We start from the raw sequence: 14,916 nt of genomic DNA, 5'->3' as shown, positions 1-14,916 counted from the left end.
TATGAGAGGACAACGTAAAAGCCGGTTTGGTCAAGCCGGCTTTTTTATTCTATAGGAAATTCGTCGTCCTTTCGCAAAAATTAAGGGTTCGTTAAGAGAAAATTTACTGGCGGTCAGTGAAATGCGGTTGACTTGGAACCGGCTCAAAATGGTATAATAAGGTGCAAAAAATGAAGAGGTAACTTTCTTTGACAATAACGTGCCGGGTCGATGAAAGTATTGTAGGAGAAGAAAATGAGTTTATGGCATATCATGCAAATCGCGGTTTTAGTTTTTATCGTAATTCCCGTAGGAATTTATTTATACCGTTCTCTGCGCCGTTCCCTGATGTTCTGGGGAATGCGTGAGGAGAAGACAAAGGGCATTGCTGCTGTGGTGGCTCTTGGCTTGGTTATTTTTGCCGCTTGTTCATGGGGGCCGGGGATGATCGCTGTGATCTATCTGGCTTGCGTGTCAATCTGCATGGATTTGTTAAATCTTCTGATCCGCCGAATTGGCGGGCGACGGCCAAAGTGGGAAACTGTTCACTTAAGCGGCCTTGTGCCGGTGGTAATTACGATTTTGCTGGTCGGGTATGGTTATTGGAATATGGCTCATATTGTAGAGACTCGTTATACGGTAGAGACGAAAAAAGATGTCCAGGACTACCGTGTTGCTCTGATTACAGATCTGCATTTTGGGATGAGCATAGATGGAAGCAAATTAAGGGAAGTATGTGAGCGGATTGGGACAGAGGAGCCGGACTTTGTTGTGCTGGGCGGAGATCTGGTAGATGAAAATACAACCTTGGACGAAATGCGGGAGGCATTTCAGATTTTGGGCTCCATTGACAGTAAATATGGGATTTTTTATGTGTATGGCAATCATGATAAATCTTTTTATCGGCCGGATCCGAATTACACCACCAGCCAGCTGCGAGAAGCGATTGAGGCAGGAGGAATTCAAATCTTAGCGGATGAGGTTTATCCAATCGGAACGGATTTATTGTTGGTTGGACGCGATGATGTTTCTCGGCCTCTTTCCGGGGAGAGCAGGTCGAGCGCATGGGAACTGATGCAGGGCCTGGATACCGAGAGATTTATTCTGCTGGTGGATCATCAGCCGTTAGAGTTGGAACAGAATGCCGCGTTGGGGTATGATTTATTGTTGTCGGGTCATACTCATGGGGGACAAATTTGGCCTTTGGGTTTGATCAATGAATTCTTAGGAATCAATGAAATCAATGCAGGACAAAGGAAAATCGGCGATTTTCAGGCGATCGTCTCTACTGGGATTGCCGGATGGGGATTTCCAATGAAAACTGAAGGCGCCGCCGAATATGTGATGATTGATATCAGGCAGGTAGATAAGTAAACAAAGAACCGGGAATGAAAGAATAAGCCCTTGTATTCCCGGTTACAATTTGCAGTGTGATATCAAGATTTTGCCATTTTTCGATTTCGAAGCAGGGAGCGGGGAGGGACAGGCGCTTCTTTTGCTCTGTCCGGTTTCTGGCCCAGCTTTGGCTTTTCAAAAATGCTGACGTAGATTTCATCTGTCAGGTAATCGGCGCAGGAAGGATCGATTTTATCGTATTCCCGGACGATATAAGAGCGAATCAGGCTTCGCCGCAGAAAATAATTTTCTTCATAGGGGAGCCATGCTTTCACTTCGAATGCAGCCTGGATGGTCTCGTCCAGCTGAGATGCAGAATAAGTACTGACAAACCATTCGATGGCTTCTGTTAAAAATTCGTTTTCCTCTTTGATTTTTTCGCGGAGTTCATTGGCTTTGTGTAGGGTATAGACGCCAAAACTCATAAAAACGGTTCCCATTCCCAGATCCAGTAGACAGGCTTCCGTGGAATCCTGCCGATATTTCAGGAATACCATCACGCAACGAATCAGCGCCAGCAGAAAGACAAAAGAACCGGCGGTTAAAAAAGCGTAAGCAGAATGGGTTGTATTTTTACAGCGATCCTCAGCCTGGACAAACACGGGCGAGCGGCTTAGAAAACTTTCCGGCGGCGCAGATTCTGCTTCCCGTTCCGGCGTCTGTTTCATTTCTTCGTAATGGTGAATTAGTTTTTCAGCAAGTTCCGCCTGCTTTTGCGGTACAGATACAATGTAAACGGAACGTTCTTCATCAAAAGAAATTGCGGCGTCCACTCCCGAATAGGTGAGGAATTGGGTTATCTTGTCCGCAGTTTCCAGTGTGCCTTGGGTAACCGCAGTCCGTCCCAATACTTCCCAGTACGGCATAAATAACTCCTTTGTGTAACTTGATATGTAAATTTATTATACTTCATGAGAGGGAGAAACTCAAGACAGCGGGCTTAAAAACTCTATTTCTATTCTATAAAATTTTTCAAAAGTATGGTATAGTATGACCTAAGGAAGCAAAACAAAGGCGGTACACCATGAAGATCGATATCATCTGTGTGGGAAAAATAAAGGAAAAATTTTATACTGCGGCTGTGGAGGAATACAGCAAACGTCTCAGCCGTTATTGTCAATTGGAGATCCATGAAGTAGCCGATGAGAAGACGCCGGATCACGGAAGCGAAGCGGAGTATCAGCGGATTAAACGGATGGAAGGGGAACGGCTGCTTCGTTTTTTTCGCCCAGACGCTTATGTAATCGTACTAGCCATTGATGGAAAGCCGCTGTCTTCGGAAGCGTTTTCAGAGAAAATGGATGCTTTGGGCATCTCTGGGACCAGCCGGATACAATTTGTCATTGGGGGGTCTCTTGGGCTGTCGGAAGAAGTGATGCGGCGGGCGGATTTTCGGCTGAGTTTTTCTCCGATGACCTTTCCTCATCAGTTGATGCGAGTCATCTTATTAGAACAGATTTACCGGGGATACCGGATTATGAAAGGGGAACCCTATCATAAATGAATGAGCTGGTATATAAGCGCAGAAAGAGGAGAGTTTTAAAATTTCAAGGAGGACACAAATCGTGATGTATCCACTTATGACATTGGATGACGAAACAGAAATTGTTCATTCGGATATGAATGATGGCGGTACTGTAAAAGTATATATTGAAAAGCCAGATGAAAAGTATGGATTTCGACATGCTACATGTTGGTTACCCGGATATATATGGGAAGATATTTATCATTTTTCCGAAAGCGATATAAAGCGATATGAAGAAATCATAAAATCAATAGCCCATTTGATTCTTGAGTTTTCTCAGGAAGGAGGATTTGAAAATGCCTCAAATCTTTAGAATGGGGGAATACTGGATATATTTTTGGACGAATGAAAATAAACCCATTGAACCAATCCATGTTCATATAGCATATGAGTAAAACTTTTTCGGGGAACTATAAATAATCCGCTGTAATGAAAATCAATACGAAGGGAATAATCAAAAATATGAATGTCGCGGAACGCTTGGAAGAACTGCAAAGAAGAGCAAGAAAAGATGAAAAAATCCGAAATATGTTATTTGACACACGAAGTGCGCAGGATCCTTTAGAGGCATTTTGCCAGGCCTCTCAGGCTCTTGGAGTTCCGATCTATGAGATGGAATTGATCGAGGCAGGGGAAGAATTTTACGCGGCAATCCGGCGGAGCACCAATGGCGGCGGGGAAAATTCTCCGTTACTGGAAGGGGAAGACGACTTCTACGAGTTATTTTTTGCCGGACTATAAAACACAAAGAGAAAAGAAAGGGAGCGGTTAGGAAACATGCTGCGATCCTATGTTGCTTTTGATATAGAAACCACTGGTCTCAGCCCGGCAGAAAACGAAGTCATTGAGATTGGCGCCTTAAAAGTGCGCGAGGGAAAGGTATGCGAGCGGTTTATTGAATTTATCAAGCCTCGATTCTCCATCCCAGCGTCTATTACCAGGCTGACGGGTATCAGCAACGAGATGGTAGATTCTGCAAGGAGCCGGGAACAAGTAATCCCGGATTTTTTACAGTTTTGCGGAGAAGATGTGCTGATTGGCCATAATATTCTATTTGACTATAGCTTCATCAAGAAAAATGCGGAAAATTTGGGACATTCCTTTGAAAAACAGGGGATTGATACGCTGAAAATCGCACGGGTGGTACATAAAGATCTTCCCTCACGGAGCTTGGGCGTTTTATGTGAATACTATCAGATCAAAAATCCGGCGGCTCATCGTGCCTATCACGACGCTTTGGCGACGGCAAAATTATATCAGACCTTAGCTCACTATTATGAAGAGCGGGAACCGCAGATATTTCAGCCTTCGGTATTGGTCGCCAGATCGCAGAAAAGTCTGCCTGCCACACAAAAGCAACGGAAATTGTTGGAGCGTTTGGCGAAAGAACGAGGCCGGGAGCAAACCTGGGAAATGGAGCAGCTTACAAGGGCGGAGGCCTCTCGCTTAATCGGAGCATTTTTATCCGGGGAGAATCTTTGAAGAAAGGAAGCATGATATGAAAGAGCGCCAGATCGAATGCGGCTGTAAAAGAATTGATTGTCCCCGGCATGGAAAATGTGAAGAATGTATCGCTTATCATAAGGAACACAAGCGATACGTTCCTTATTGCCAAAGAAGCGGGAGAAAAGCAGGAGGGCAGAAGGCGCAAAAAAGTGCGGATACCTCAGCAGACAGATGAGCGATGGCGCGGAAACGTGGAAAATATTTCACGGATAATTGGGGATACTGGAATTAAGAATCCAGGCCCCAGGAAAAGCAATCGGAGAAGCTCGGTAGAAAAGAACGCTTGATTCCTGTGGTCGGAAAGGGAATTAAGATGTCTGACTTTTTAAGAAAAAGCGAAAATCGGCCCTATTTTGAGGGCTGGTACTTGAAACACCAGAATGAAGATCAGTCGATTGCTTTTATTCCATCGTTTCACCAGGGTGCGGATGGGAAGAAAACGGCGTTTCTTCAAATGATTACAGAAAAGAAATCCTGGAGACTGCGTTTTTCGAATGCGGAATTCCACCGTGGAAGGAAGAGCTTTTACGCCCGTATGGACGGAGTGGAATGCACGGAGAAAGGGTGCCAATTTCAGCTAAGGGAAAATGGAATTTGGTTGGAAGGAAAACTGACCTACAGTTCTTTGACCCCGCTAAAATGGGATATTATGGGCCCGTTTCAGTTTGCGCCAGGTTTGCCATGCAGACACCAGGTTTTTAGTCTGACCCATCGGGTAGACGGCAGACTGTCGTTAAACGGCAGAGAATATGTGTTCCGCAATGGGACGGGATACGTGGAAGGGGATCGAGGGGATTCTTTTCCAGAAGCGTATCTTTGGACCCAATATCTGGATAAAAATCTTTCGATCATGGCTTCGGCAGCAAAGATTCCGGTGGGAAAGAAATCTTTTATCGGGTGCATCGGTGTGATCTGGATCAAGGGAAAAGAATACCGCTTGGGTACTTACCTGGGAGCGCGGGTTATTTATGCCGACGCCAAGAAGCTCATCATTCGTCAGGGAAACGCTTTGTTTTCCGCGGAATGTATGGAAAACAGCCCTCAGGCTTTGTGCGCGCCGAGACAAGGGATGATGAGACGGGTTATCTATGAAAATTTAGCTTGTCAGGTGCATTATCAATTTATCAAAGACGGAAAGACTCTTTTAGATTTTACGGAAAGACGCGCCAGCTTTGAGATGGACGGGAACCTGTATGAGTCCTAGTTGTTGACAGCGTTGCTGCCCTGCCGCAGGCGGAGAATTTCGCTTTGCGAAATTCGTTGTTCTGCCTATGGAGCTGGATTTGAAAAATACGACAGATTTTGAGGAGGAGAGGGATGAAGCGGGAGGTTTGTCTGGAAGAAATTTCCGATGGAAGGCTATATGGACCAAATGATCTGGTGCGGGCGGACTGTCGGGATTGCCAAGGGTGCTCTGCCTGCTGCCAGGGGATGGGGGATTCGATTCTTTTGGACCCCCTTGATTTGCATCGGCTATCCGTTCATCTTGGGAAAAGCTTTGCGGAACTCTTGGACGATGCCATTGAGCTTCACGTGGTAGACGGTCTGATTCAGCCGAATTTGCGGATGGACGGAGAAAAGGAGCAGTGCGTGTTCCTGAGCGAGGCGGGACGCTGCAGCATTCACTCGTTTCGTCCGGGATTCTGCCGTCTGTTTCCCTTGGGAAGATATTATGAGGGGAATTCGTTCCGCTACTTTTTACAGATTCATGAGTGCAGGAAGAACGATCGGGCAAAGATCAAGGCTTGGAAATGGTTGGACGTGCCGGATTATAAAGGTTATGAAACTTTTATTCTAACCTGGCATTCCTTTTTGATGGATCTGGAACAAATGGCGGAACGCTGTGAGGATGAGGCGGCTCTCCGTCAGTGGAATTTGGAACTGCTGAACCGATTTTATGCCACTCCCTATGGAGCAGGCGATTTTTATCAAGAATTTGACGCTCGCGTGCAGAAAGCGCGTCAGGATTTGGGGATAGGGAGGAAAGAGGACAATTGAGATATTATTTTGCACCGATGGAGGGCATTACCGGCTATCTTTTTCGGAATGCGCACCATACCTTTTTTCCCCATATCGACAAATATTTTACCCCTTTTTTATCGCCCAATCAAAGCCGGAAGTTTCACACCAGGGAAGAACGAGACATTCTGCCTGAAAATAATGCAGGGATTTTGTTGGTTCCACAGCTTCTGACCAATCGGGCGGAGGCTTTTCTCTGGGCTGCCGATAAACTTTCGGATCTGGGGTATCAAGAGATCAATTTGAACCTGGGATGTCCTTCTGCCACGGTTGTTTCCAAAGGCAAGGGAGCAGGGTTTCTGGCGCAGCCGGAGAGGCTGGAGGCTTTCCTCGATCAAATCTTTTCCGGTACGGATTTGAGGATCTCCATAAAAACGAGGGTGGGGCTGGAGACGCCGGAGGAGTTTTCCAGGCTCCTAGAGATCTTTAACCGATTTCCATTGGAAGAACTGATTGTGCATCCGCGGGTGCAGAAAGACTTCTACCGGAAGCCAGTACATATGGAATGTTTGCAGGAGGCGGTGGAAAAGAGCAAAAATCCCATTTGTTATAACGGGGACTTATTTCGGATTCAAGATATCGAATGCTTAAAAGACCATTTTTCTAGTATCTCTGCCGTTATGCTCGGACGGGGGCTGTTGGCGAACCCTGGTTTGGTGGAAATGGCGTCTGGACATGAAGTTTTTACAAAGCAGACGCTGAGGAATTTTCACGATCTGCTTTTTGAGGGATACCGGTCGCAGCTTTTTGGCGACAGAAGCGTTTTATTTAAGATGAAGGAACTTTGGTTTTATTTGGGGGCCCTCTTTTCAGACAGCGCCAAATGTCAGAAGGCGATCCGCAAGGCGGAACAACTGTCTTCCTATGAGGCGGCTGTGCGTGTACTGTTTGAAACAAAAGAACTGTCCTTTTCTGAGGAACTTCCCTTTGCTTGTGGGGATTTTCCGCTGCATTCTTTCTATTAAGATTCAGAGATCTTTTGATTCCTGAATTTTATAAAGAAAAAATTTTATCAGGACAAGTTTTGATTTCGTGGACAAGTGAATGGAATATTTCGCGCTCCTACTCATATATTGAGGGTAAGGGAGCGCGGGAATATGAAAAAAGAGGAATTGATCTGTATTTTTGGGAGAAAAATCCGCAGCATCCTGGAGAGGAGCGCCGCGGATTTTTTGCATTTTGAGGAAATCCGCTTGAGGACAGGACAACCTCTATGTATCTGCCGGGGACGAGGGGAAGAGTATTTGACGTCTTCAGGCCGTATCTCCGGGAACTGGCGGGAGGCTTATGTGGTAACGGCGGCGGACATCCGAGAGACGTTGGAGTTTGTCAGCCATTATTCTCTCTACGCTTTTGAGGAAGAACTTCGGCAGGGATTTATCACCATACCGGGGGGACACCGGGTCGGATTGGCGGGAAAAGCCGTTGTTTCAGGCGGAGAGATTCGAGGGCTGAAATACATCTCCTTTTTAAACGTTCGTTTGGCCCGTCAGGTTCCAGGCTGTGCCGATGGAGTATTGCCCTATCTTTGGAAAGGGGACAGGTTCTGCCATACGTTGATTGTTTCTCCGCCCCGGCTGGGAAAGACGACTCTTTTACGCGATATCATCCGTCAGATTTCCGATGGAGGAGTCCATCCGCCCCAGACGGTAGGAGTAGTGGACGAGCGGTCGGAGCTGGGAGCCTGTTCCAGCGGAATCCCTCAAAATGATCTGGGAAAGCATACGGATGTGCTGGATGGCTGTCCGAAGGCGGCGGGCATTTTGATGCTTCTTCGAACGATGTCGCCGCGGATTATTGCGGTAGATGAAGTGGGAACGCAGGCAGATTTGGAAGCGTTGTCCTATGGACTGCATTGCGGCTGTGGAATTTTGGCCACGGTGCATGGAAATTCGTTGGAGGATCTTCGGAGAAAGCCTGTGCTTTGTCATCTGGTGGAAGAAGGAATTTTTGAGCGATATCTGATTCTTTCAGCCAAAAAAGAAGGGGATGTTTTCTGGGAAGCGCTCGATGAGGGCGGGCGGCGGCTCGGGGAGGGACGGCGATGAAAGGAATCGGACTGTTTCTGATTTTTTTCGCTTGTACGTTGATGGGATTTTTCGCCGGACAAGAATTAGCGGATCGGATTGCGGCAATGGAGCAAGTGGAACAGATGCTTCAGCTGCTTCGGGGGGAACTTCGTTGTTCCTATATCCCATTCCCACAAGCATTTTGCCAAGTGGCGGAGCGGCTGTCTTCTCCCTGGAAAGAATTTTTACAGGGCCTGGCTGTTCGGATGGAGCGAATGTCAGGAAGCGGAATGCGGGAACTCTGGGCGGAGGCAGTGGACGGGCTCCCGAAAAACTGCAGTCTTACGGCGGGGGACCGGAAAGAGCTTACGGCATTGGGGAAAGAACTGGGATACCTGGATTTGACCATGCAGTTAAATACGTTGGAACATTTTGAAGAGCGATGGGAACGGCAGATAGAAAATCTGAGAGAAGAATTGCCAGGGAAAAGAAGGATTTCTCGATGCCTGGGAGTTTGTGCGGGAATTGCCCTGGTATTAATTCTCTGGTAAGAGGTGAGGAAGAGGTAGAAAATATGGACATCAATTTGATTTTTAAAATTGCCGCGGTGGGAATTTTGGTCTCGGTTTTATGCCAGGTACTAAAACATAGCGGACGGGAAGAACATGCTTTTCTCACCAGCATGGCGGGCCTCCTTTTGGTGCTTTACTGGCTGATTCCCTATATTTATGATCTGTTCCAGACGATACGGGACTTATTTGCATTGTGAGGAGGAAGCACTTTTGGAAATCATGACGGTGGCTCTGCTGGGGATGCTGATTGTGCTGGCGGCGATTCCTTTGAAAGCGTTGAAGCCAGAATACAGTATGCTGCTCTCCCTGGCCGGGACGCTTTTAATTTTTTTCTATTGTCTGGGCAAGGTAAGCGGTATTTTGGACTTGATTGGGCGGATACAGGAATATTTGACCATAAACGAGGTCTATGTGACAACGTTGCTTAAAATCATCGGAGTAACCTATGTCGCGGAGTTTGCCGGGAACATTTGCCGGGACGCAGGTTATCAGGCGGTGGCGGTTCAGATTGAGATTTTTGGAAAGTTAACGGTACTAGCGATCAGTATGCCGATTCTTTTGGCTCTTCTCGATGTGCTGGATACCTTCCTTTCCTGAGGACATGCTTATGAAGCGGTTCATATTGCTGGCGATTCTGTTGTTTTTACTGATTTTTGTGTCTGTACCGGTCTATGGAGCGGGAACAGAGCCGGAGGATTATGATCTGTCCCAGATTGAAGCGTATCTGGAACAGGAGATGGGGGCAGAGAGCAGTAGTTTTGGCGACATGTTAGACCGGGTTCTTGAAGGGGATTTTTCCGGCGCCTTATCTCAGATGGGAATTTTAGCGAAGCAGGCTGCCTTTTCCGAATTGGCTTCCAATAAGAACGCCGTACGCCAGGCGATTCTGATAGCGCTTTTTGGGTCGTTGCTTACTTATTTTGCCGGGGCATTTTCGGAAAACTCTGTGGGAGAGACTGGATTTTATGTCAGCTACTTGTTGTTAGCGGCGCTGTTATTTTCTGCGTTTGGAGCCAGCCTTTCCATCTGCACCCGCGTGCTTCAGGTACTTTTGAGCTTTTTGTCTTTATTGGTACCGGTGTTTTTTATGGCGGTGGCTTATGCCGGAGGTACGATTACCTCCCTCGGATTTTACGAGCTGACGCTCCTTGCCATCGGTGGCGTTCAGTGGTTATTTTTGACATTCCTGGTACCAATTATTGAGATCTATGTGACGCTTCTTTTGGTGAATTCTCTATCGCGAGAGGACTTTTTATCAAAGCTGACGGATTTAATGAAAGTTGTGGTGGACTGGGGAACAAAATCTCTTTTGGGATTAATTATTGGCTTGAATCTGGTACAGGGCCTGGTCCTGCCTTTGGTAGATTCGGTAAAATCATCTGCAGTCCGAAAAGCGGTTTCCGCGATTCCATGGATTGGAAATGGAGCGGATGCCGTGGGACAGGTCCTTTTGGGGAGCGGAGCTTTGATTAAAAATGGAATTGGAACGGCGGCATTGATTTTTCTTGTGATTCTTTGCCTGATGCCATTATTGAAACTGGGAGTGATTACCTTGATGTATCAGGGGGCGGCGGCTATCGTGCAGCCGGCGGCGGACAAGCGGATTGTAGCTTGTATCAGCGCGGTGGCCAGCGGGACCAAGATGCTTTTAAAACTGGTGCTGTACACATTGATTCTTTTTATGGTGACGGTGGCGATTGTATGCGCGGCCTCCAATGCCAATTATTATGCGGGGTAGTTATGGCAGATATTTTAAGATGGGTAAAAAATCTGGCGGTTTATCTGATTTTTAGTGAATTGTTGTTTCAGATTCTACCGCATAAACGCTACCGTAAGTATCTGCGTTTCTTTTCCGGGTTGATTTTAGTGCTCCTTATTCTTTCGCCCCTGCTTTCAGCCGGAGGACTGGAACAACGGCTTTTGGAAGCCATAGATTCCTTTGGGGGGATACAGCCTGCGGGGGAGGTGGAGGCTGCTTTATCTCAAGTGGAGGCGGCCAGAGAGCAAGGGATTTCCGGGGAATATGAAGCGATTTTACAGAGTAAGGTGGAGGAGATTGTAAAAGAGGAAGGATATCAGATTGCTTCTTTTGCCGCAGATATCAATTTAGATCCGGAGGCGGAAGAATTTGGCCAGATTGATTCTTTGACGGCTGTGCTTGTGAGAAAGGAGGGGGAACGGGATGAGATTTGGATAGAGCCAGTTGTAATTGGAGAGGAGCAAAGAAGAAACGATAACGCCCTTTCTGATTTGGCAGAGAAATTGGGAAAAGAACTTGGTATGAAGCCGGAAGAGATTCATCTGAGCCTACGGGGATAGAGAAAGGAGAAAGAGCGATGAATTTCCTAGAAATGTGGAAAAACAAAAGGCCTGGGAAATCTTTTAAGGAATGGGGGCGTATGGAAAAACTGATGCTGCTCTTAGCCTCGGGGCTCTTATTGGTAGTGATCTCCTGGCCGACTGGAAAAAAGGAAGAAACACCGGTAGAAAACCAGCCTTCCAGTGAAAGCGCCACAAGACTTTCTTATGAAGAACAGCTGGAGAGGAGGCTGACTAGAATTTTATCCCAGGTAGATGGAGCGGGAGAGGTACAAGTGATGGTGACGTTAAAAGACGGAGGAGAAAAGGTGCTTCAGGAGAATATTTCCCGCACGGATAAGCAAGTAGAGGAAGCCGACAGCAATGGCGGCATGCGCAGTCAGACCGAACATTCTTCTGCCTCAGACACGCTTCTTGTCGGCGGTTCCGGAGGGAACGGAAGTCCTTATGTAGTGCAAGAACGCGTGCCGGAGGTGGAGGGGGTGTTGGTGTTGGCCGAAGGTGCGGAAAAAGCAACGGTAAAAACGGAAATCACTGAGGCTGTGCAAGCATTATTTCCGATTGAGGTACATAAGATTAGAGTATTAAAGAGGGGTTCATGAGCGAAAGGAGCGTATGCAGTGAAACGGGTATTCAAAAAGAACCAAATTGTCCTCACTCTGCTGGCCGTCATGATCGCGGTAGCCGGGTACCTAAATTACATAAGTAAGGAGGAGCCAGCATCGGCGAACATGGCAGGTCTTACGGACATTTCAGAAGAAGACATCATGAGAGAAAACCAAGCCGCCGGGGCAGCTGCTGATGAGAACGCAGGAAACGGAGAGAATCAGCCTTCGGAGAATTCACCGTCAGAGCCAGGCGAGGCAGTGTTTACCAGCGGAAACAATGTCATGGAATTTATGTCTGAGGTAACGCTGAACAAAGAGCAGGTTCGTGCAAAGAACAAAGAAGCTCTGCTGGAGATTGTGAACAATCAGAACATTTCTTCCGAACAAAAGCAGGATGCGATTGATACGATGGTATCCATGACCACGATTGCGGAAAAAGAAAATGCAGCGGAAACGCTGTTAAAAACAAAGGGATTTGAGAATTCCGTGGTTAGCATTACCGATGGCTCGGTGGATGTTGTGATTGGCAAATCGCAGCTAAGCGACGCGGAACGGGCACAGGTGGAAGATATTGTAAAGAGAAAGACGGATATGTCCGTAGAAAATATTACGATATCTCTGATGCCGGACAGTGCGGAAACGCAAAAAGAACCGGTGTCCGCGGAACCTGATGCGACGGAGGAAACCCAGGGAGAGACCGGCGCGCCGGAAGAAACCCAGGCGGAGTAAAACGATGGATGTTCCCAAAGGAGGCAGGACAGAGGAATCTGTTCTGCCTTTTATTTTATTTCATAGGAAATTCCTTTGGAATTTCTTTTGGATTTTCTAGAGAATTTTTACTTGACAAATAATATTATACAACATATAATATTGTGTGTAACAAAATATTATATGGAAATATAATAGGAAAAGCTCTACAGGAGATGATGGCATGGTATTTAATACAGGAGCGGCTCTGCTGGATGCGATCGTATTGGCGGCGGTTTCCCATGAGCCGGAGGGAACTTATGGGTATAAGATTACCCAGGATGTCCGAAAAGTGCTGGAAGTTTCCGAATCCACGCTTTATCCGGTGTTGCGGCGTTTACAGAAAGATGACCTTCTGGAAGTGTTCGACATGGAATATGGGGGGCGGAATCGAAGATATTATAAGGTGACACCGCAGGGAGAAGCACAGCTGAGGCTTTACATCAGCGAATGGATATCCTACTCAAGCAAGATATCGAAAATATTTGCGGAGGTAACGAGATGACGAAGGAGGATTTCCTGAAGGAATTGGAATATATGCTCCAGGATTTGGCCGAAGAAGAAAGAGAGGAAGCTCTTCAATATTATCGCGATTACCTGGAGGATGCGGGGCCGGAGGAAGAAGGTGCCGTCTTGCAGGAATTGGGAAGCCCGGCCAGAGTGGCAGCGATGATTAAGGCAGGCCTTGACGGAAGCGAACAAGGTGAGTTCAGTGAGAGCGGTTATGGCGATCCCCGCTATGATGGTCCGGTCTATCCAGTGGAAGAACGAAAGCAGCGGGCGGATCGAAGATTTGACCGGACGTTTCGAAAAGAGCGTTCTGGGAATCGCTCCAGCGCATATGAGCCAGAACGGGAGGCTGGTCAGGAAGGGAAAGTACGTCGAGATACGGCGCCGTGGGTTGTCGTTCTGGTCATCATTCTTTGTCTGATGGCGGCGCCTGCGATCTTGGGGATCGGCGGAGGCATTTTGGGTGTTCTGCTTGGCGCGGCTGGGGTTTTGTTAGGACTTTTTGTGGCAGTGGGCGCGATGACCGTTGGATTCTTTATTGGAGGCGCAGTTGCTTTTCTAGTTGGCATTTTTCAGTTTTTTCATTCGCCGATCCATGGAGTGTTGGCTTGTTTTGCCGGGATTGCTTTGATCGGATTGGGCCTGCTGGTGTTGGCGTTCGCCATTTGGTTTTATGGAAAAGCGCTTCCAGCGTTGGTTCGTGCGGCTTGTCATGGAATTCATACCCTGTTTCAAGGACGCAGCAGAGGGGGGAAAACGGCGATATGAGGAAAGGTGTGAAACGTTTGATCATCATCGGTGTGATCTTATTTGCGATTGGTTTGATCGGCGGCGGGATTGCTTTTGCCGTAGGCTTGACGACGGGAAGTCTTCCTAGGGGGCGCTGGGGATATTTTCGAGATTTCGGAGTCCATATAGAAAAGACGTATGAGGCGGACACCATCCGAAGAGTGGAAGTTGATATGGGAGCAGGACAGGTAGAGATTTGCCGAGGAGATCAGTTTTCCATCTACGGAGAAGGACTCTATACGAATTTTCGTAACGAAGTGGTAGATGGGACTTGGTATATTGGTCAGAGCGAAGACAGGGGCTTTTGGGATTTTTTTGGAGCTGCCGGTGAAGTGGTTTTGACGATTCCGGAGGACGTGGTGCTTTCCGAGGTGGTTTTATCCGTAGGCGCAGGCGAATTGGATGCGGAAGTCGTTCATGCGGGACAACTGACGATTTCCTGCGGGGCCGGTCAGATTTCTGTGGAAGAGGCTAAGGCGGAGCAGATCGACGTTACCTGCGGCGTGGGAGAAGTCGATCTAAGCTTATGTGGAAAAGAATCCGATTATCATCCCAATGTTAGCTGCAGCGTCGGAAAGGTTACGATAGGAGAACATAAGTATAGCGAGCGGCACCATGATACCCATGGCGCCAATGCCAACTTAAACGTTTACTGCGGCGTGGGGAATGTGGAGATTTCTTTTCTGCCCTAAATTTTTTATCGAAAGGAGTTTCATATGGATACAAAAAGGTTGTACCGTTCGAGAAGGAATGTGATGATCGCAGGAGTCTGCGGCGGATTGGGTGAATACTTTAATATAGACCCGACGATTATTCGATTGGTGTGGGCCATCTTTGGCTGTACGGGAGCTGGGATTGTGGCATATATTCTGGCGGCGATTATCGTACCGAGCAATCCGGAATATTAATTTTAAAGCCTGTATAAGGGAGGGGCCTTC

21 protein-coding genes are annotated in these 14,916 nt (G+C 47.3%); 20 read left to right on the top strand and 1 reads right to left on the bottom strand.

Annotation, left to right across the window (positions count from 1 at the left end):
- Positions 1-234: 234 nt before the first annotated feature.
- Positions 235-1,353, top strand: a complete 1,119-nt coding sequence (locus ACCC71_RS09030; RefSeq protein ID WP_434309299.1) for a metallophosphoesterase — start codon at positions 235-237, stop codon at positions 1,351-1,353.
- Between the two features lie 62 nt (positions 1,354-1,415).
- On the opposite strand, the gene ACCC71_RS09025 is transcribed toward ACCC71_RS09030, so the two are convergent.
- The gene (locus ACCC71_RS09025; protein WP_434309298.1) at positions 1,416-2,240 is read right to left on the bottom strand and encodes a hypothetical protein; all 825 of its coding nucleotides are present in this window, start codon (positions 2,238-2,240) and stop codon (positions 1,416-1,418) included.
- Positions 2,241-2,398: 158 nt separating this feature from the next.
- On the opposite strand from ACCC71_RS09025, the gene rlmH reads away from it, so the two are divergent.
- The 19 genes from rlmH to ACCC71_RS08930 all read left to right on the top strand — a co-directional run bounded on the left by rlmH (position 2,399) and on the right by ACCC71_RS08930 (position 14,886).
- Entirely contained in the window at positions 2,399-2,878 is a 480-nt protein-coding gene (gene rlmH, locus ACCC71_RS09020; protein ID WP_434309297.1) for a 23S rRNA (pseudouridine(1915)-N(3))-methyltransferase RlmH, read from the top strand.
- A gap of 64 nt (positions 2,879-2,942) precedes the next feature.
- Positions 2,943-3,212, top strand: a complete 270-nt coding sequence (locus ACCC71_RS09015; RefSeq protein WP_434311833.1) for a hypothetical protein — start codon at positions 2,943-2,945, stop codon at positions 3,210-3,212.
- A gap of 149 nt (positions 3,213-3,361) precedes the next feature.
- The gene (locus ACCC71_RS09010; protein ID WP_434309296.1) at positions 3,362-3,640 is read left to right on the top strand and encodes a hypothetical protein; all 279 of its coding nucleotides are present in this window, start codon (positions 3,362-3,364) and stop codon (positions 3,638-3,640) included.
- 36 nt (positions 3,641-3,676) lie between these two features.
- Positions 3,677-4,381 (top strand): 3'-5' exonuclease, encoded by a 705-nt coding sequence (locus ACCC71_RS09005; RefSeq protein ID WP_434309295.1) that lies wholly within the window; start codon positions 3,677-3,679, stop codon positions 4,379-4,381.
- A 337-nt stretch (positions 4,382-4,718) separates the two neighbouring features.
- Positions 4,719-5,609, top strand: a complete 891-nt coding sequence (locus ACCC71_RS09000) for a hypothetical protein (protein WP_434309294.1) — start codon at positions 4,719-4,721, stop codon at positions 5,607-5,609.
- Between the two features lie 113 nt (positions 5,610-5,722).
- Positions 5,723-6,403 (top strand): YkgJ family cysteine cluster protein, encoded by a 681-nt coding sequence (locus ACCC71_RS08995; protein WP_434309293.1) that lies wholly within the window; start codon positions 5,723-5,725, stop codon positions 6,401-6,403.
- On the top strand, positions 6,400-7,389 hold the full coding sequence (locus ACCC71_RS08990) for a tRNA dihydrouridine synthase (RefSeq protein WP_434309292.1): 990 nt from the start codon (positions 6,400-6,402) through the stop codon (positions 7,387-7,389). Before ACCC71_RS08995 ends, ACCC71_RS08990 begins: the two co-directional genes overlap by 4 nt.
- A gap of 132 nt (positions 7,390-7,521) precedes the next feature.
- The gene (gene spoIIIAA / locus ACCC71_RS08985; protein ID WP_434309291.1) at positions 7,522-8,472 is read left to right on the top strand and encodes a stage III sporulation protein AA; all 951 of its coding nucleotides are present in this window, start codon (positions 7,522-7,524) and stop codon (positions 8,470-8,472) included.
- Positions 8,469-8,984 (top strand): stage III sporulation protein AB, encoded by a 516-nt coding sequence (locus tag ACCC71_RS08980; RefSeq protein ID WP_434309290.1) that lies wholly within the window; start codon positions 8,469-8,471, stop codon positions 8,982-8,984. The genes spoIIIAA and ACCC71_RS08980 overlap by 4 nt, the downstream gene beginning before the upstream one ends.
- A gap of 23 nt (positions 8,985-9,007) precedes the next feature.
- Positions 9,008-9,202, top strand: coding sequence for a stage III sporulation protein AC (gene spoIIIAC, locus ACCC71_RS08975; protein ID WP_244798505.1), 195 nt, complete (start codon positions 9,008-9,010; stop codon positions 9,200-9,202).
- Between the two features lie 13 nt (positions 9,203-9,215).
- Entirely contained in the window at positions 9,216-9,602 is a 387-nt protein-coding gene (locus ACCC71_RS08970; protein WP_434309289.1) for a SpoIIIAC/SpoIIIAD family protein, read from the top strand.
- Between the two features lie 10 nt (positions 9,603-9,612).
- Positions 9,613-10,743 carry a stage III sporulation protein AE gene (locus ACCC71_RS08965; protein ID WP_434309288.1) on the top strand — a complete coding sequence of 377 codons (1,131 nt, stop codon included), beginning with the start codon at positions 9,613-9,615 and terminating at the stop codon, positions 10,741-10,743.
- Positions 10,744-10,745: 2 nt separating this feature from the next.
- Complete coding sequence (locus ACCC71_RS08960) at positions 10,746-11,324, top strand: stage III sporulation protein AF (RefSeq protein WP_434309287.1); 579 nt, start codon at positions 10,746-10,748, stop codon at positions 11,322-11,324.
- A 17-nt stretch (positions 11,325-11,341) separates the two neighbouring features.
- The gene (locus tag ACCC71_RS08955; RefSeq protein WP_434309286.1) at positions 11,342-11,926 is read left to right on the top strand and encodes a stage III sporulation protein AG; all 585 of its coding nucleotides are present in this window, start codon (positions 11,342-11,344) and stop codon (positions 11,924-11,926) included.
- 69 nt (positions 11,927-11,995) lie between these two features.
- Positions 11,996-12,661, top strand: a complete 666-nt coding sequence (locus ACCC71_RS08950) for a SpoIIIAH-like family protein (protein ID WP_434311832.1) — start codon at positions 11,996-11,998, stop codon at positions 12,659-12,661.
- Positions 12,662-12,863: 202 nt separating this feature from the next.
- Entirely contained in the window at positions 12,864-13,184 is a 321-nt protein-coding gene (locus ACCC71_RS08945) for a PadR family transcriptional regulator (RefSeq protein ID WP_434309285.1), read from the top strand.
- The gene (locus tag ACCC71_RS08940) at positions 13,181-13,957 is read left to right on the top strand and encodes a DUF1700 domain-containing protein (RefSeq protein ID WP_434309284.1); all 777 of its coding nucleotides are present in this window, start codon (positions 13,181-13,183) and stop codon (positions 13,955-13,957) included. Before ACCC71_RS08945 ends, ACCC71_RS08940 begins: the two co-directional genes overlap by 4 nt.
- Positions 13,954-14,670, top strand: a complete 717-nt coding sequence (locus ACCC71_RS08935) for a DUF4097 family beta strand repeat-containing protein (RefSeq protein ID WP_434309283.1) — start codon at positions 13,954-13,956, stop codon at positions 14,668-14,670. The genes ACCC71_RS08940 and ACCC71_RS08935 overlap by 4 nt, the downstream gene beginning before the upstream one ends.
- 24 nt (positions 14,671-14,694) lie before the next feature.
- Positions 14,695-14,886 carry a PspC domain-containing protein gene (locus tag ACCC71_RS08930; RefSeq protein WP_434309282.1) on the top strand — a complete coding sequence of 64 codons (192 nt, stop codon included), beginning with the start codon at positions 14,695-14,697 and terminating at the stop codon, positions 14,884-14,886.
- Positions 14,887-14,916 lie beyond the last annotated feature (30 nt).

Origin of the sequence: Hominifimenecus sp. rT4P-3 (assembly GCF_051055405.1) — a bacterium.
GTDB lineage: Bacteria > Bacillota > Clostridia > Lachnospirales > Lachnospiraceae > Pseudolachnospira.
This window is presented reverse-complemented; position numbering and strand designations above follow the sequence as displayed.

Excerpts from the sequence above, each read along its gene's own strand:
- ACCC71_RS08935 (WP_434309283.1), top strand. The coding sequence starts at position 13,954 with ATGAGGAAAGGTGTGAAACGTTTGATCATCATCGGTGTGATCTTATTT.
- ACCC71_RS08965 (WP_434309288.1), top strand. The coding sequence starts at position 9,613 with ATGAAGCGGTTCATATTGCTGGCGATTCTGTTGTTTTTACTGATTTTT.
- ACCC71_RS08995 (WP_434309293.1), top strand. The coding sequence starts at position 5,723 with ATGAAGCGGGAGGTTTGTCTGGAAGAAATTTCCGATGGAAGGCTATAT.
- rlmH (WP_434309297.1), top strand. The coding sequence starts at position 2,399 with ATGAAGATCGATATCATCTGTGTGGGAAAAATAAAGGAAAAATTTTAT.
- ACCC71_RS09000 (WP_434309294.1), top strand. The coding sequence starts at position 4,719 with ATGTCTGACTTTTTAAGAAAAAGCGAAAATCGGCCCTATTTTGAGGGC.
- ACCC71_RS09030 (WP_434309299.1), top strand. The coding sequence starts at position 235 with ATGAGTTTATGGCATATCATGCAAATCGCGGTTTTAGTTTTTATCGTA.
- ACCC71_RS08930 (WP_434309282.1), top strand. The coding sequence starts at position 14,695 with ATGGATACAAAAAGGTTGTACCGTTCGAGAAGGAATGTGATGATCGCA.
- ACCC71_RS09005 (WP_434309295.1), top strand. The coding sequence starts at position 3,677 with ATGCTGCGATCCTATGTTGCTTTTGATATAGAAACCACTGGTCTCAGC.
- spoIIIAC (WP_244798505.1), top strand. The coding sequence starts at position 9,008 with ATGGACATCAATTTGATTTTTAAAATTGCCGCGGTGGGAATTTTGGTC.
- ACCC71_RS09025 (WP_434309298.1), bottom strand. The coding sequence starts at position 2,240 with ATGCCGTACTGGGAAGTATTGGGACGGACTGCGGTTACCCAAGGCACA.
- ACCC71_RS08955 (WP_434309286.1), top strand. The coding sequence starts at position 11,342 with ATGAATTTCCTAGAAATGTGGAAAAACAAAAGGCCTGGGAAATCTTTT.
- ACCC71_RS08945 (WP_434309285.1), top strand. The coding sequence starts at position 12,864 with ATGGTATTTAATACAGGAGCGGCTCTGCTGGATGCGATCGTATTGGCG.
- ACCC71_RS08940 (WP_434309284.1), top strand. The coding sequence starts at position 13,181 with ATGACGAAGGAGGATTTCCTGAAGGAATTGGAATATATGCTCCAGGAT.
- spoIIIAA (WP_434309291.1), top strand. The coding sequence starts at position 7,522 with ATGAAAAAAGAGGAATTGATCTGTATTTTTGGGAGAAAAATCCGCAGC.
- ACCC71_RS09015 (WP_434311833.1), top strand. The coding sequence starts at position 2,943 with ATGTATCCACTTATGACATTGGATGACGAAACAGAAATTGTTCATTCG.
- ACCC71_RS09010 (WP_434309296.1), top strand. The coding sequence starts at position 3,362 with ATGAATGTCGCGGAACGCTTGGAAGAACTGCAAAGAAGAGCAAGAAAA.
- ACCC71_RS08980 (WP_434309290.1), top strand. The coding sequence starts at position 8,469 with ATGAAAGGAATCGGACTGTTTCTGATTTTTTTCGCTTGTACGTTGATG.
- ACCC71_RS08960 (WP_434309287.1), top strand. The coding sequence starts at position 10,746 with ATGGCAGATATTTTAAGATGGGTAAAAAATCTGGCGGTTTATCTGATT.
- ACCC71_RS08950 (WP_434311832.1), top strand. The coding sequence starts at position 11,996 with ATGATCGCGGTAGCCGGGTACCTAAATTACATAAGTAAGGAGGAGCCA.